The organism is Streptomyces sp. NPDC047072 (genome assembly GCF_040643855.1).
Taxonomy (GTDB): Bacteria; Actinomycetota; Actinomycetes; order Streptomycetales; family Streptomycetaceae; genus Streptomyces.
Genome location: NZ_JBEYVC010000113.1, coordinates 1 through 14,985, shown reverse-complemented (window position 1 = coordinate 14,985; position 14,985 = coordinate 1). Strand labels below are relative to the sequence as shown.

Genomic DNA, 14,985 nt, shown 5'->3' with positions numbered 1-14,985 from the left:
GGGCCGGGTGGGCGGGAAACGCTCGGCCACTAGGAGATCACCACCTTGACGATGCCGGTGAGGGCGATCTGGGCGAGGGAGAGGGGGACGAGGAGGGTCCAGGAGAGCTTCTGGAGCTGGTCCTCGCGCAGGCGGGGATAGGTCACACGGAGCCAGATCACGACGAAGGCGAGGACGGCGGTCTTGAGGAGGGTCCAGACCCAGCCGAGGCCGTCGGCGCCCCAGGGGCCGTGCCAGCCGCCCAGGAAGAGGACGGTGGTCAGGCCGCACAGGACGACGATTCCGGCGTACTCGGCGAGGAGGAACAGAGCGAAACGGAGGCCGGTGTACTCGGTGTAGGCGCCGAAGATGATCTCCGAGTCGGCGACCGGCATGTCAAAGGGAGGTCGCTGGAGTTCGGCGAGGCCGGCGACGAAGAAGACGATCGCGCCGACGATCTGCCAGGGCAGCCACCACCACTCGAAGGCGTCGAGGATGCCGGGGAGGGAGACGGTTCCGGCCGCCATCGCCACGGAGGCGGCGGTGAGCAGCATCGGGAGTTCGTAGGCGAGGAGCTGAGCGGCGGTGCGGAGGCCGCCGAGGAGGGAGAACTTGTTGGCGGAGGCCCAGCCGGCCATGAGAGAGCCGAGGACGCCCACGCCCATCACGGCGAGGACGAAGAAGACACCCGCGTCGACGACCTCGCCGACGGCGCCCTCGCCGGGGCCGATCGGGATGGCGACGAGGACGAGGAGGTAGGGCAGGAGGGCGACGGCGGGGGCGAGTTGGAAGACACGGCGGTCCGCGCCCGCGGGGACGACGTCTTCTTTCTGGGCGAACTTCACGCCGTCGGCGACGAGTTGGGCCCAGCCGTGGAAGCCGCCGGCGTACATCGGGCCGAGACGGCCCTGCATGTGGGCCATGACCTTGTGCTCGGTCTGGCCGATGATCAGGGGGAAGGTGAGGAAGACGACGAAGACGATCAGGAGTCGCAGGGCGACGTCGAACACGTCGTTCACTGCGGGCCTCCTGCGGGGTTGTCGGGAGTGGGGTCGTCGGGGGCGGGGGCTGCGGGAGCGGGTTCGGAGGCTTCGGGACGTCCTGCGGCTCGGGGGCGCGCAGGGCGGTTGGAGTCTTCCGGTGCCGGTGAAGTCTCCGGCGCTGCTGGCGGTTCACGGTGTCCCGACGTTTCCGGGCCTTCCGGCACCTCACTGGCTCCCGAGGTTTCCGGCACGTCCCGGTTCCCCGTCTCCGCGGGTGCGTCGCGGTCCTCCGGTTGCGCTGCGGGCTCGGTACTCCCGGGCGCGGGCGACTGCCGGGTGGTCGGGGTGTCGAAGGCCGGGCGGGCGTGGTGCCAGGGGGCGTCCGGGCTTCGGGGGGTCTTCGGTGGGGTGGTGGGCTTGTCCGGGGCGTCGGCCGAGGGCTCGGAGTCGGGTGTGGTCCGCTGGCTCGCCGAGCCTCCCGAGGCGCTGCGCGAGCGACGGGGGCCGGCGGGGGCAGGACCGGTTCCTGGCCGTTGTGCCGTGGAGGCATCCGCGGGGGACGGGGGTGTGCCGGTGGCCGGGGGCGCTCCAGAGGCCGGGGGTGCATCCGCTGCTCGGGACACGTCGTTCACCGGACCCGCGCCCGTCGCCGGGCCCACCTCGCTCGTCGGAGCTTCTACGGTCGCGGACGCCTTCGCGGTCGCCGGACCTTCTGCGACCCCCTGCTCTTCTGGGGTCGCCGGACCCCCCGCGGTTGCCAGCTCCTCTGCGGTTACCTGCTCTGCTGCGATCGCCGACGCCTTCGCGGTCGCCGGACCTCCTGCGGCCCCCTGCACTTCGGGGGTCGCCGGACCCCCCGCGGTTGCCAGCTCCTCTGCGGTCGTCGACGTCTCCGCGGTCGCCGACGCCCCGGCGGTCTTCGATGTCCCGGCGCTCGCCGGCTTCCCGGCAGTCGCCGGATCCGTGTCTGCCGAGCCCGCGTTCAGCGTGCCCGCATTCACATCCGTACGATCCGCGTTCGCCGCCTCCGAAGTCTGCGCCTGGCTGGCCGAGCCCTGCGCGGCTGAACGCATACGGCGCGGGCCTGCTGGAGCGGCCGGGCTTGCCGGAGGTGCCGAAGCTGCCGGGCCTGGCGACTCCGGGGTGGCCGGGCCCGGAGACGGCTGCTCGTTGCTCGTCGGTGCGGGCGGGGTCTGGCTCGCCGAGCCCGCCGATGCCGTGCGGGTGCGGCGGGGCGGGCGTTCGCCGGTGGGGCGGGCCGCGCCTCGGGCCGGGCGGGTCGGGGCAGGTGGGAGTTGGCCCTTCAGGGGGCCCCAGTCGTTGGGGTCGGGGACTCCTGGGGGGAGCATCTGGCGGCGCTTGGGGCCGCCGTGTTCGGACTCGCCGGGCTCCTTGGCGCCGGGCCAGGCCTTGGCGACGCGGGCGGCGAGGACGAAGTCCTTGCGGAGGGGGTGGCCTTCGAAGGTTTCCGGGAGGAGGAGGTGGTCCAGGGAAGGGTGGCCGTCGAAGACGACGCCGAACATCTCGTGGGTCTCGCGCTCGTGCCAGGCGGCACCCGCGTAGACGCCGACGGCGGTGGGCAGCGTGGGGGTCTCGTGGGTGATCGTGGTGCGCAGGAGGAGACGCCGTACCGGGGAGAGGGCGGCCACGTGGGCGGCGACGCGGAAGCCGGTGCCGGGTTCGTCGACCGCGCTCAGCCAGTCGAAGTAGGTGCAGCCGAGGTGGTCGCGGGCGGTCTCCAGGGCGGTGATCCAGGAGGCGGAGGGTACGTCGACCGTGAGGACCTCGTAGGACTCCTCGGCCGAGGCGTCCGGGCCGAAGAGTTCCTCGACATCGGCGGGCAGCCAGCCGACCCCGCTCATCGCTCCGCCTCCGCATCGGTGCCGGTGCCGGTGCCGGCCGCATCGACACCAGTACCGGTGCCCGTGCCCGCCGCATCGCCGCCACCCGTGCCCGCCGCATCAGCGCCAGCACCGGTGCCCGTGCCGGCCGCGCCCGCCCCAGTACCGCCACCGGCCGTTCCCGCGCCGGCGCCAGTGCCGGTCGTTGCGGCGTCAGCCCCAGCCCGAGCACCCGTCCCCGTCACACCCCGTTCGCCCGCAGGAGCCGTACCCCCACCGCCATCCCCTTCAGACGCCCCGCCCACGCCGCCATCTCCCGCAACGACCTTGCCGTCACCGGCACGCTCCCTCGCGGCCCCATCACCTTCGACACCACCAGCGACACCCTCAGCCCCCCGCGCATCCCCGCCCCCGGCACCCCCGGCCCCATTCGCCCCCGGCCCCAGCCCCGGCCTCGCCCCCCGCACCAACCCACTCTGCAACGCCGCCGCAGAAGGCCGTGTCACCCCGTACCGCTCTCCCAGGGACTCGCGGGCGATCTTCTCCTGGAGTTTGAGGATGCCCTGGAGGAGGGCCTCGGGGCGGGGCGGGCAGCCGGGGACGTAGACGTCGACCGGGATGATCTGATCGACGCCCTTGGTCACCGAGTAGGAGTCCCAGTACGGGCCGCCGCAGTTGGAGCAGGCACCGAAGGAGATCACGTACTTCGGTTCCGGCATCTGCTCGTAGAGGCGCTTGACCGCGGGGGCCATCTTGTCCGTGACCGTGCCGGAGACCACCATCAGGTCGGCCTGGCGGGGGCCCGGCGCGAAGGGGATCACGCCGAGGCGGATGAAGTCGTGGCGGGCCATCGACGCGGCGATGAACTCGATCGCGCAGCAGGCGAGACCGAAGTTGAAGACCCAGAGGGAGTAGCGGCGGCCCCAGTTGAGGACGACCTTCATCGGCTCGGGGGCGAGGCGGGCGAGGGCACCCAGCCGTTTCGGCTCCGGGAGCGGAACGGGCCCCGTGGCGGCGGGGGTCACGTCCATGCCAGGACACCCTTCTTGTACGCGTACAGCAACCCCACGGCGAGGAAGCCCAGGAAGATGAACATCTCCACGAGCGTGGTCGCGCCGTAGCCGGGGGCGGCGAAGACCGTGGCCCAGGGGAACAGGAAGATCGAGTCGACGGCGAAGATGACGTAGAGGAAGGCGTAGACGTAGTAGCGGACCTGGGTGTGGGCCCAGCCCTCGCCGACGGGGTCGACTCCGCACTCGTACGTCAGGAGCTTCTCGGGGGTGGGGACCACCGGTCGCAGCAGCCGGCCCGCCCCGAAGGCTACGGCGACGAAGAGCACGCCGACGACGGCGAGCAGTCCCACGACCGAGTACGACGGGAAGTAGTCCGCCGCGACCACGACGGTCGGATCCACACGCGGATCCACGGTCGGTTCCGGCACGTCCGCCCCTCGCTCCCTGTGAACCCGACGGAATGAACCCCACGGATCACCAGTGTTCGACGATCTGTACGCACGGGAGTCTAGGCCCTGATAAAGGGACAGTAAGCAGCCCGTCACCAGACGAAAGCCGGAGGAAAGCCCGACGGAAGGCCGACGGAGGGCCGACGGAAGCTGGAAGGAAGCCAGCCGAAGGCCGGACGCCAGGCCGATCCACACGCGGACGCACGCCGGACACCACCCGTACGTCGGCCCGGGGTGGGGTTTTCCCCAGGAAACCGCGGCGGCCCGCCTCATGGCGCGGCGCCCTCCCGCGCGGCACGCTAGCCCATATGACCGAACGTCACCCGTCCCCGACCCTCGTGCCGAGAACCGGCAAGGCCGACGGCGAGCGGCTGCCGCCGGCCCGTCTCGCCTACGGCGCGCACACCTGGAAGGAGATCGCGCATCTCCTGGTGAACCTCCCGGTGTCGCTGATCGGCTTCACCTACGTCATGACCGTGCTGTTCACCGGCGCCTGGCTGACCGTCACGGTGATCGGCTTCCCGCTGCTCGCGGCCGGGCTGATGGGCGCCCGGCAGCTCGGCAAGCTGGAGCGCGGCCGGGCCCGGCGGCTGCTCGGGGTGCGGATCGACGAGCCGAGCCCGCTGCCGTGGCGGCGCACCGGCGACCACGGCTTCTTCGCCCAGCTGTGGATGGGGCTGAAGGACCCGGTGGGCTGGCGGACGATCCTGTACGAGTTCATCCGGCTGCCGTGGGGCGTCTTCACCTTCACCCTCACGCTGACCTCGCTCTTCGTCCTGTGGCCGGTGCTGCCGTTCATCGCGCGGGGCCTCACCAACGTGGACCGGGCGATGGTGCGCGGTCTGCTCTCGCCCTCCGACGAGCTGGAACGCCGTATCGCCGAACTCGAATCGGACCGGGGGGTCGTCGTGGACACCGCGGCGGCGGATCTACGGCGGATCGAGCGTGACCTGCACGACGGGGCGCAGGCCCGGCTGGTCAATCTGGCGATGGGGCTCGGTCTTGCGAAGGAGAAGCTCCTGGAGGACCCGGAGTACGCGCAGGCGATGGTCGCGGAGGCGCACGGCGAGGTGAAGCTGGCGCTCCAGGAGCTGCGGGACCTGGCCCGGGGCATCCACCCGGCGGTCCTGACCGACCGCGGGCTCGACGCGGCGCTCTCGTCGGTCGCCTCGCGCTGCACGGTGCCGGTGAAGGTGACCGCCGACCTGGACGCGAGGCCGGTGGCGGCGATCGAGGGCATCGCCTACTTCACCGTCTCGGAGCTGCTGCAGAACGTCAGCAAGCACAGCGGGGCGCGCTCGGCCTCGGTGGACGTGTGGCGGGCGGACGACCGGCTGCTCATCCAGGTGTGGGACGACGGCCGGGGCGGCGCGCACCTCGACGGCGGCACCGGGATGCGTGGGCTCGCGGAGCGGCTGGACGCGGTGGACGGGCTGTTCGTCATCGACTCCCCGCCGGGCGGCCCGACCGTGGTGACGGCGGAGCTGCCGTGGCGGGACCGGGCGCCGGGAAGGCCGTAGACGCGGAGGCGGCGGGTCTCCGGAAGGGGTGGGGAAAACCCCCGTACCAAGAGGCCGACGGCCTCCATGGCCCGTGGACCTGCGGCCGAGCAGGGTGGAGATACGACACCGGTACGACCCCGATACGACAGCGACATGGCTCCGGGACTCCGGACCTCCGGGACGAGAGAAGGACGACGTCGATGGCCACGGACTACGGACAGGGCTACGGGTACGACAGCGGGCTCGGCCTCTCCGGTGAACGCCGGCGCCGGCTGCCGGCCGGGTTGCGGGCGCCGTTCTCGGGGCGGACCTGGCGGGAGTTCGGCTATGTGCTGCTGAGCCTGCCGATCGGGATCCTGCTGTTCACGTACGCCGTCACGATGGTCTCCCTGGGTGTGGGGCTCCTCGTGACCTTCATCGGGATCCCGCTGCTGGCGGCCGGACTGGCCGGCTGCCGGGGGCTCGGGGCGATGGAGCGGGCGCGGGCGCGGGTACTGCTCCGCCTGGACGTCGCCGATCCGGAGCCGCTGCGGATGCGGGGACACGGCTTCTGGGCCTGGATGGGGGCGGTCCTCAAGAGCGGCACGACCTGGCGCTCACTGCTCTACTCGGTCCTGCACATGCCGTGGGCGATCTTCTCGTTCGTCGTCTCGGTGAACTTCTGGGCGTACGGCTGGGGGCTGCTGACGTATCCGCTGTGGTTCTGGGTCTTCCCGGCGTACGTCGGTCAGGACGGGCTTCAGCTGTACGGCGACGAGACCCACCACATCTATCTCGACAACCCGTTCGAGATCACCGTGACGGCGCTGGTGGGGCTGTTGTTCACGCTGGCCACGCCGTGGATCGTACGGGCGCTGACCATGGTCGACCGGGTGATGGTGCACGGCCTGCTCGGGCCCTCCAGGCTGGCCACGCGGGTGGTCGAGCTGGAGTCCGACCGCGGGGTCGTGGTCGACACGGCGGCGGCGGATCTACGACGGATCGAGCGCGACCTGCACGACGGGGCGCAGGCCCGGCTGGTGGCGCTGGCGATGGATCTGGGCCTCGCGAAGGAGAAGCTCGCGGAGGACCCGGAGGCCGCGGCGCGGATGGTGGACTCCGCGCACGGTGAGGTGAAGACGGCGTTGCAGGAGCTGCGGGACCTGGCGCGGGGGATTCATCCGGCCGTCCTGACCGACCGGGGGCTGGACGCGGCGCTCTCGTCGGTCGCCTCGCGCTGCACGGTGCCGGTGCAGGTGGAGGTCGACCTGGTGGAGCGGCCGGCGCCGGCGATCGAGGGGATCGCGTACTTCACCGTCTCGGAGCTGCTGCAGAACATCAGCAAGCACTCGCGGGCGACGTGGGCCGGGGTGGATGTGTGGCGGGTCGAGGACCGGCTGATGCTGCAGGTGGTGGACAACGGGGTGGGCGGCGCGGATGCCTCCGGGGGTGGCTCGGGGTTGGCCGGGCTGGCAGAGCGGCTCGACGCGGTGGACGGGATCCTGGTCGTCGATTCACCGGCGGGCGGGCCCACGCGGGTGACGGCGGAGCTGCCTTGGCGGGGAGAGCGGGTGGGGTGAGGGTGGGGCTGGGCGACTGGGGTGTCCGTGAGTGCCGGAGCTTTTCTCGCCCCCGGCGCCCCTACCCGTCCCCTCCCCAGGGGCTGCCGCCCCTTCGACCCCGCCGCCCCACGGGCCTGAAACCCGAGCCCTCCCCCTGTTTCCCCCTTTCCCCACCCCGATTTTCCCGTCGCCCGCCCGCGCTCTCCCCCGATTGCTGGAATGCTGGACCTGTCCAACGGGTGGACTGAGGTGGGCTGGGGGGCCGAGAGTCGTGGAGGACAGGGTGCGGGTGGTCATCGCCGAGGATTCCGTGTTGTTGCGGGAGGGGCTGACCCGGCTGTTGACCGACCGCGGGCACGACGTCGTCGCCGGTGTCGGGGACGGCGAGGCGCTGATCAAGACGATCGGTGAGCTGGACGCGCAGGGCGAGCTGCCCGACGTCGTCGTCGCGGACGTACGGATGCCGCCGACGCACACCGACGAAGGGGTCCGGGCCGCCGTACAACTCAGGAAGGCTCATCCCGGTCTCGGGGTACTCGTTCTGTCGCAGTACGTGGAGGAGCGTTACGCCACCGAACTGCTGGCCGGTTCCAGCCACGGCGTCGGCTATCTGCTCAAGGACAGGGTCGCGGAGGTACGGGAGTTCGTGGACGCGGTGGTGCGGGTCGCCCGCGGCGGCACCGCGCTCGACCCGGAGGTGGTCGCGCAGCTGCTCGGCCGCAGCCGGAAGCAGGACGTGCTCGCCAATCTCACCCCGCGGGAGCGGGAGGTGCTGGGACTGATGGCCGAGGGGCGGACCAACTCCGCCGTCGCCCGCCAGCTGGTCGTCAGCGACGGCGCCGTGGAGAAGCACGTCAGCAACATCTTCCTGAAGCTGGGGCTGTCGCAGAGCGACGGGGACCACCGCCGGGTGCTGGCCGTCCTCACGTACCTGAACTCGTGACCGCCTGACACCCGGACTGCACCCAGACGAGCACCCAGAACCGCAGCGCACAGAGAAGCGTCTTCAACGGAAGCGCCGGGGGGCGTGTAAATCGTGACAAGTCAGGGCGCCGTATCGTCTCAAAACCATGTCCATCATGCGAATGGCCGAGGGAAGGCGACCCTAACGGTCGTAGGGTTGATCCTGGGATGGCCTGCGGGAGGGCCGCTCCCGAACAGCCGCCTCGAAGGAGGTCCAGTTCAGTGACCAGTCAGGTCAGCAGCCCAGCGGAGCAGGCCGACGCGAGCGTCGTGGGAGAGCAGCGCAAAGGGGCCGGCGTGAAGGACGTCCGCCGCCTCGACCGGGTGATCATCCGTTTCGCCGGGGACTCCGGTGACGGTATGCAGCTCACCGGTGACCGTTTCACCTCCGAGACGGCGACCTTCGGCAACGACCTGTCCACCCTTCCGAACTTCCCCGCCGAGATCCGCGCCCCTGCCGGAACCCTCCCGGGTGTCTCCTCCTTCCAACTGCACTTCGCCGACCACGACATCCTCACGCCCGGCGACGCGCCGAACGTCCTGGTGGCCATGAACCCGGCCGCCCTGAAAGCGAACATCGCCGATCTGCCGCGCGGCGCGGAGATCATCGTCAACACGGACGAGTTCACCAAACGGGCGATGCAGAAAGTGGGGTACGCGGCCTCGCCGCTGGAGGATGGATCGCTCGACGGTTACAGCCTTCATCCGGTCCCCCTGACCACTCTGACCGTCGAGGCCCTGAAAGATTTCGACCTCAGTCGCAAAGAGGCCGAGCGCAGCAAGAACATGTTCGCGCTCGGCCTCTTGTCGTGGATGTACCACCGGCCCACCGAGGGCACCGAGAAGTTCCTGCGGGCCAAGTTCGCGAAGAAGCCGGAGATCGCCGAGGCCAACCTCGCCGCCTTCCGCGCGGGCTGGAACTTCGGCGAGACGACCGAGGACTTCGCCGTCTCCTACGAGATCGCCCCGGCGACGACCGCGTTCCCGGTCGGCACCTACCGCAACATCTCCGGGAACCTCGCCCTGTCCTACGGACTGGTCGCCGCGTCCCAGCAGGCGGACCTGCCGCTGTTCCTGGGCTCGTACCCGATCACCCCGGCCTCGGACATCCTGCACGAACTGAGCAGGCACAAGAACTTCGGCGTACGGACCTTCCAGGCCGAGGACGAGATCGCGGGCATCGGCGCGGCCCTGGGCGCGGCCTTCGGCGGCAGCCTGGCGGTGACGACCACGTCCGGCCCGGGTGTGGCGCTGAAGTCGGAGACCATCGGCCTCGCGGTCTCCCTCGAACTGCCCCTGCTCGTCATCGACATCCAGAGAGGCGGGCCGTCCACCGGTCTGCCGACCAAGACCGAGCAGGCGGACCTGCTCCAGGCGATGTTCGGGCGCAACGGCGAGGCGCCGGTGCCGATCGTGGCCCCTTGCACCCCGGCCGACTGCTTCGACGCGGCGCTGGAGGCGGCCCGGATCGCGCTCACCTACCGCACCCCGGTGATGCTGCTCTCCGACGGCTACCTGGCCAACGGCTCCGAGCCCTGGCGCATCCCCGAACTCGACGAACTCCCGGACCTGACCGTGCAGTTCGCGCAGGGCCCGAACCACACCCTGGACGACGGCACCGAGGTCTTCTGGCCCTACAAGCGCGACCCGCAGACCCTCGCCCGCCCCTGGGCGATCCCCGGCACCCCCGGTCTCGAACACCGCATCGGCGGCATCGAGAAGGAGGACGGCACGGGCAACATCTCCTACGCCCCCGCCAACCACGACTTCATGGTCCGCACCCGCCAGGCCAAGATCGACGGCATCGACGTACCCGATCTGGAGGTCGACGACCCGCACGAGGCGCGCACCCTGGTGCTGGGCTGGGGATCGACGTACGGACCCATCACTGCGGCGGTACGACGGCTGCGGACGGCCGGCGAGTCGATCGCGCAGGCGCATCTGCGCCACCTCAACCCCTTCCCGCGCAACCTGGGCGCGGTGCTGAAGGCGTACGACCGGGTCGTCATCCCGGAGATGAACCTCGGGCAGCTCGCCACGCTGGTCCGGGCGAAGTACCTGGTCGACGCGCACAGCTACAACCAGGTCAACGGCATGCCGTTCAAGGCCGAACAGCTCGCCACGGCTCTCAAGGAGGCCATCGATGGCTGAGACGTCCACGGAAGGCACGGGCACGATCGAGGCACTCTCGCTCGTCCCCAAGGCCGAGGCGCGCCAGAGCATGAAGGACTTCAAGAGCGACCAGGAAGTCCGCTGGTGCCCCGGCTGCGGCGACTACGCGATCCTCGCGGCCGTCCAGGGCTTCATGCCGGAGCTGGGACTGGCCAAGGAGAACATCGTCTTCGTCTCGGGCATCGGCTGCTCGTCGCGCTTCCCGTACTACATGAACACGTACGGCATGCACTCGATTCACGGCCGGGCGCCGGCGATCGCGACGGGGTTGGCGACGTCGCGGCGGGATTTGAGCGTGTGGGTGGTGACGGGTGACGGTGACGCGCTGTCGATCGGCGGGAACCACCTGATCCACGCCCTGCGCCGGAACGTGAACCTCAAGATCCTGCTCTTCAACAACCGGATCTACGGCCTGACGAAGGGCCAGTACTCACCGACCTCGGAGGTCGGCAAGATCACGAAGTCGACGCCGATGGGGTCGCTGGACGCGCCGTTCAACCCGGTCTCACTGGCTCTGGGTGCGGAGGCGTCCTTCGTGGCCCGTACGGTCGACTCCGACCGCAAACACCTCACGTCAGTCCTGCGGGAGGCGGCCGCGCACCCCGGTACCGCGCTGGTCGAGATCTACCAGAACTGCAACATCTTCAACGACGGCGCGTTCGAGGCGTTGAAGGACAAACAGCAGGCGGAGGAGGCGGTGATCCGCCTGGAACACGGCCGGCCGATCCGCTTCGGCACGGACCTCGCGAAGGGTGTGGTCCGCGACCCGGCGACGGGTGACCTGAAGGTGGTGACGGTGACTCCGTCGAACGAGTCGCAGATCCTGGTCCACGACGCGCACGCCCCCTCCCCCACCACAGCCTTCGCCCTGTCCCGCCTGGCCGACCCCGACACCCTCCACCACACCCCGATCGGCGTCCTCCGCTCGGTCGACCGCCCGGTGTACGACACCCAGATGTCGGACCAGCTCGATTCAGCGATCGTGCAGCACGGGAAGGGGGAGCTGGGGGCGTTGTTGGCGGGTGGGGATACCTGGACGGTGGTGGGCTGAGCAACGTTTGGGGGCCTGGGTGTGCTTGGCACCCCGGTCCCCTCCTGCCGCTGTACCTCAGCTCAGTGGCGTCACCGGGACTCACCACGCGAATCCACGACCCACCATTCCTCCAGGTCGTCCAGCCGCTCATCCATGATGACGTCGACGGCTCGGCCGGTCCGTGCTTCCAGTGATTCCCAGGGCAGTAACTTCCGGTGCTCCGAGGTCAGTTGCCAGTACTCGGCGAACACGGCGTTCCGACTCAGCACTTTCAGGTGCCCTAGGAGTTCGCCGCGGTCCAGTTCCCTGGCCTCGTAAGCGAGCAGGAGCAGCGAGTAGTGCTTGTTGGCGAACAGCATCTGGCGATGCTTGGGAGCGGGCAGGTCTCTCAGGGTGCTCAGAGCGGCGGCCAGCACAGCGTCGTCGATCGACCGGTCCATCTGCTCGGCGAACAGTTCCCGAACTCGAATCTTGTTGGCCAGGCGCATCTCCTCCGCCACTCTGGCCAGTCCGTCCGCCATACGATCGGCGGCATGGAGAAGCTCCTGAACACAGGCTTCCTGATCGGGTGCGGCCATGACCAAGCCCCCCCGGGCCAAGGCCGTGCCCCGGCCGTCCGTTACGACAGGCCGACGCACGGCGAAGGAAATCACCCTGTCCGTTCAGCCTGCCGTGCGGCACAAGACGGGGTGAGAGGCGGAAAGGGGGCGCACGGTCGCACTTTTCACCGTGTCCCTCACACGTCAGGAATGTCTCTCTTGGCGCGGATGAGCGTGTCGCGTGTGATCACCACGATGCGTTCATGTTCGGCGCGGGCCGCGTCCGGAGGGAGATGAGGGTCCAGAGCGGCAGTTGCTTCCGTACCGATCACAGCGAAGTTGCCGTCGCTCAGCTCGAAGAGATCGGGGCAACTTTCGTTGCTGTAGCTTCCCCTCAGCCGAGGAGGGTCCCCGATGCGGCGGACGATGTTGACGGCAAGGTGTTCGCTGGACACAAAGAGAGCCTTTTCATGATCCGGACGTCAGAACGCCCGGTTCAAAGTATCAAGGCTCCCCTGGAGACGGCCGACGTTCACAACTACACCCTGCGGGGCGTTATTTCACACCGGCGGTCGAGTGCACCCCCCTTCGGGGTGACGCCTTCGTCATCCTGACGACCCAGATAGCGGTTCCTCGACGTCGCCCACGACCCACCATTCGTCAGGGTCTTCGGCCAGTTCCTCCAGCATGCCGTCGACGACTTTACCCACCCGGCATTCCAGCGACCCTTCCAAAAGGCTTCGCCGATGCTCCTCGGTACGGTCCCAGTACTCAGCGAAAACGGAGTTACGACACAAGATTCTCAAATGACCCACGAGTTCGCCCCACTCGAGGGACCCGACGCGATGGGCCAGCAGCAGCGATCCGTACTGCCGATTGGCAAAGATCAACTGACGCCGCCGCTCCTTCGACACCCCCTCCAGCGTGCTCCGGGCGTCCGCCAAGGACGGGTCATCGATCGTCCGGTCCATCTGCTCCATGGCGATCCGGTACTCCTGGATCAGATTCGACCGATGGATCTCCCGGTTCATCAGCGTGAGCTGCTCAAGAAGGCCCGCCAGTAACTCCTCCTGACGCCGACGCCGAGTCCCCCGGGTGAAGAGTGCGCGCATCAGGCCGATTCCGGGCGCAACCGCAGAACCGATCCTGCTGCGACGGGCGGCCGGAGTCTGTGTGGCCATGTCAAGGCATCCCCCTGGATCCGGTGGCCGTGCGCCAGGTGGTGGGGCGGCGGGGCGGCGCTCGGCGGGTGTGGCACTCCGCATCCAGCGTGCCCGGCGACTCAAGTCGGCGTGGGAGGCGGAGAGGGGGCGCATGGAGGGACGTGTCTCGCATGTCGGCCAACGCCCTGGCATATGTGTGCCCCCTGGCGCCGTGTACATGCCTTCAGCAGAGCCCGCCTCGGCCCATCACTCCTGCTCAGCACCCCTCCTGCGCGCGTCGTACACCTCCCGCGCCTCCAGCACCGCCCCCATCCGCCGCTCTGTCCACATCGCCAGCGCCCGTACCTGTTCCGCCGCCTCGCGGCCGAGGTCGGTGAGGGAGTAGTCGACGCGGGGCGGGATCACCGGGTGGGCGTCTCGGTGGACCAGGCCGTCTCGTTCCAGGGTCTGGAGCGTCTGCGTGAGCATCTTCTCGCTGACACCCCGGCCGACCCGGCCGATCGCGCGGCGGAGTTCGCTGAAACGGTAGGGGCGGTCGAGGAGTTCGATGAGGACCAGCACGCCCCAGCGGCTGGTGACGTGTTCGAGGATCGCACGGTGGGGGCACATCGCCTCGCCCGCCGGTGCCACCGACATCGGCCGCGCCACCGACTTCGACTCCCGCTCAATACTTACCGTCATGCCAGTACCTTACTTCAAAGTGGGTACTTTCCAGAAGTTAGTGCACTCCCTAAGGTTAGTGCCATCAGCACCCCACAAGGAGATCGCACACCATGAGCATCGTCGTCACCGGAGCCACCGGACACCTCGGCCGCCACGTCGTCGAGCAGCTGCTCGAGAAGGTTCCCGCCGAGCAGATCACCGCCGTCGTCCGCACTCCGGAGAAGGCCGCCGACTTCGCGGAGAAGGGCGTGAAGATAGCGGTCGCCGACTACAACGCCCCCGAGACCTTCGGCACCCTCTTCGCGGCCGGCGACAAGGTGCTGCTCATCTCCGGCAACGAGTTCGACAAGGGCCGCCCCGCCCAGCACCAGGTCGTCATCGACGCCGCCAAGGCCGCGGGCGTCGCCCTCCTCGCGTACACCAGCGCCCCCGGCACCCTCACCGCCGCCCTCGCGGACGACCACCGCGCCACCGAGAAGGCCCTGCTCGCCTCCGGTCTGACCTACACGCTGCTGCGCAACGGCTGGTACAACGAGAACTACACCGAGAACCTCGCCCCCGCCCTGGAGCACGGCGCCGTCGTCCAGGCCGCCGGCGACGGAAAGATCTCCTCCGCCTCGCGCGCCGACTACGCGGCCGCCGCGGTCGCCGTGCTGACCGGCGAGGGGCACGAGAACCAGACGTACGAGCTCGGCGGCGACGAGCCCTGGGGCTTCGCCGAGTACGCGGCCGAGATCAGCCGGCAGACCGGCAAGGAGATCGCCTACAGCCCGGTCTCCGTCGAGGCCTACACCGGGATCCTGACCGGCGTCGGCCTGCCCGGCCCGCTCGCCGCGGTCCTCGCCGGCGTCGACGCCTCCATCGAGAAGGGCGAGCTGGTCGTCACCTCCGGCGACCTGTCCCGGCTCACCGGCCGTCCGGCCACCCCGATCTCCGAGTCGATCGCGGCCGCGCTCAAGGGCTGACCCGCGACCCCTCAAGAACCGGCGCTCAAGGGCCCGACCCGCAGACCGTCAAGGGCCGACCCCATGGACTCGTGAGGGCCGGCGCTCAAGGGCCGACACTCCCCCATCGGGGCCCCTGAGCGCCCCCACCCTCGTCAGACGGGCCGCGAAAGCCCGCCTGACCTGGTCGGAAGCTCTGC

At 69.8% G+C, this 14,985-nt stretch carries 13 protein-coding genes and 1 pseudogene; 6 read left to right on the top strand and 8 right to left on the bottom strand.

The genetic code is table 11. The features are described 5' to 3' along the window. Positions 1–29: 29 nt before the first annotated feature. The 4 genes and pseudogenes from ABZ896_RS35155 to ABZ896_RS35140 all read right to left on the bottom strand — a co-directional run bounded on the left by ABZ896_RS35155 (position 30) and on the right by ABZ896_RS35140 (position 4,244). Entirely contained in the window at positions 30–998 is a 969-nt protein-coding gene (locus tag ABZ896_RS35155; protein ID WP_360938084.1) for a complex I subunit 1 family protein, read from the bottom strand. After that, positions 995–2,824: an NADH-quinone oxidoreductase subunit C gene (locus ABZ896_RS35150; RefSeq protein ID WP_360938081.1), complete on the bottom strand. Its 1,830-nt coding sequence runs from the start codon at positions 2,822–2,824 to the stop codon at positions 995–997. Before ABZ896_RS35150 ends, ABZ896_RS35155 begins: the two co-directional genes overlap by 4 nt. A 440-nt stretch (positions 2,825–3,264) precedes the next feature. Further along, positions 3,265–3,834: pseudogene (locus ABZ896_RS35145) on the bottom strand (NADH-quinone oxidoreductase subunit B family protein); the annotation flags it as partial. Further along, a complete protein-coding gene (locus ABZ896_RS35140) occupies positions 3,825–4,244 on the bottom strand; it encodes an NADH-quinone oxidoreductase subunit A (protein WP_360938078.1) in 420 nt (139 codons plus the stop codon). The pseudogene ABZ896_RS35145 and the gene ABZ896_RS35140, both read right to left, overlap by 10 nt. 329 nt (positions 4,245–4,573) lie before the next feature. On the opposite strand from ABZ896_RS35140, the gene ABZ896_RS35135 reads away from it, so the two are divergent. From ABZ896_RS35135 to ABZ896_RS35115, 5 genes are all read left to right on the top strand, one after another. Next, positions 4,574–5,785, top strand: coding sequence for a sensor domain-containing protein (locus ABZ896_RS35135; protein ID WP_360938075.1), 1,212 nt, complete (start codon positions 4,574–4,576; stop codon positions 5,783–5,785). Between the two features lie 182 nt (positions 5,786–5,967). Further along, positions 5,968–7,326 (top strand): sensor domain-containing protein, encoded by a 1,359-nt coding sequence (locus ABZ896_RS35130; RefSeq protein ID WP_360938072.1) that lies wholly within the window; start codon positions 5,968–5,970, stop codon positions 7,324–7,326. A 265-nt stretch (positions 7,327–7,591) separates the two neighbouring features. Then, positions 7,592–8,251, top strand: coding sequence for a response regulator transcription factor (locus tag ABZ896_RS35125; RefSeq protein WP_360938143.1), 660 nt, complete (start codon positions 7,592–7,594; stop codon positions 8,249–8,251). A 242-nt stretch (positions 8,252–8,493) separates the two neighbouring features. Beyond that, entirely contained in the window at positions 8,494–10,422 is a 1,929-nt protein-coding gene (locus ABZ896_RS35120; protein WP_360938069.1) for a 2-oxoacid:acceptor oxidoreductase subunit alpha, read from the top strand. After that, complete coding sequence (locus tag ABZ896_RS35115) at positions 10,415–11,494, top strand: 2-oxoacid:ferredoxin oxidoreductase subunit beta (protein WP_360938066.1); 1,080 nt, start codon at positions 10,415–10,417, stop codon at positions 11,492–11,494. Before ABZ896_RS35120 ends, ABZ896_RS35115 begins: the two co-directional genes overlap by 8 nt. 71 nt (positions 11,495–11,565) lie before the next feature. On the opposite strand, the gene ABZ896_RS35110 is transcribed toward ABZ896_RS35115, so the two are convergent. From ABZ896_RS35110 to ABZ896_RS35095, 4 genes are all read right to left on the bottom strand, one after another. Next, on the bottom strand, positions 11,566–12,054 hold the full coding sequence (locus ABZ896_RS35110) for a DUF6082 family protein (protein WP_360938063.1): 489 nt from the start codon (positions 12,052–12,054) through the stop codon (positions 11,566–11,568). A gap of 158 nt (positions 12,055–12,212) precedes the next feature. Next, positions 12,213–12,470, bottom strand: coding sequence for a hypothetical protein (locus tag ABZ896_RS35105; protein WP_360938060.1), 258 nt, complete (start codon positions 12,468–12,470; stop codon positions 12,213–12,215). A gap of 150 nt (positions 12,471–12,620) precedes the next feature. Then, entirely contained in the window at positions 12,621–13,196 is a 576-nt protein-coding gene (locus tag ABZ896_RS35100; RefSeq protein WP_360938057.1) for a DUF6082 family protein, read from the bottom strand. A gap of 228 nt (positions 13,197–13,424) precedes the next feature. Then, entirely contained in the window at positions 13,425–13,814 is a 390-nt protein-coding gene (locus ABZ896_RS35095; RefSeq protein ID WP_360938140.1) for a helix-turn-helix domain-containing protein, read from the bottom strand. Positions 13,815–13,951: 137 nt separating this feature from the next. Here ABZ896_RS35095 and ABZ896_RS35090 point away from each other — a divergent pair, with 137 nt between their 5' ends. Then, positions 13,952–14,806 carry an SDR family oxidoreductase gene (locus ABZ896_RS35090; RefSeq protein ID WP_360938054.1) on the top strand — a complete coding sequence of 285 codons (855 nt, stop codon included), beginning with the start codon at positions 13,952–13,954 and terminating at the stop codon, positions 14,804–14,806. The last annotated feature ends 179 nt before the right edge of the window (positions 14,807–14,985 follow it).

Bases quoted from the DNA above. Each gene is read 5' to 3' on its own strand.
- ABZ896_RS35110 (WP_360938063.1), bottom strand. From the start codon at position 12,054: ATGGCCGCACCCGATCAGGAAGCCTGTGTTCAGGAGCTTCTCCATGCC.
- ABZ896_RS35150 (WP_360938081.1), bottom strand. From the start codon at position 2,824: ATGAGCGGGGTCGGCTGGCTGCCCGCCGATGTCGAGGAACTCTTCGGC.
- ABZ896_RS35130 (WP_360938072.1), top strand. From the start codon at position 5,968: ATGGCCACGGACTACGGACAGGGCTACGGGTACGACAGCGGGCTCGGC.
- ABZ896_RS35115 (WP_360938066.1), top strand. From the start codon at position 10,415: ATGGCTGAGACGTCCACGGAAGGCACGGGCACGATCGAGGCACTCTCG.
- ABZ896_RS35095 (WP_360938140.1), bottom strand. From the start codon at position 13,814: ATGTCGGTGGCACCGGCGGGCGAGGCGATGTGCCCCCACCGTGCGATC.
- ABZ896_RS35100 (WP_360938057.1), bottom strand. From the start codon at position 13,196: ATGGCCACACAGACTCCGGCCGCCCGTCGCAGCAGGATCGGTTCTGCG.
- ABZ896_RS35090 (WP_360938054.1), top strand. From the start codon at position 13,952: ATGAGCATCGTCGTCACCGGAGCCACCGGACACCTCGGCCGCCACGTC.
- ABZ896_RS35135 (WP_360938075.1), top strand. From the start codon at position 4,574: ATGACCGAACGTCACCCGTCCCCGACCCTCGTGCCGAGAACCGGCAAG.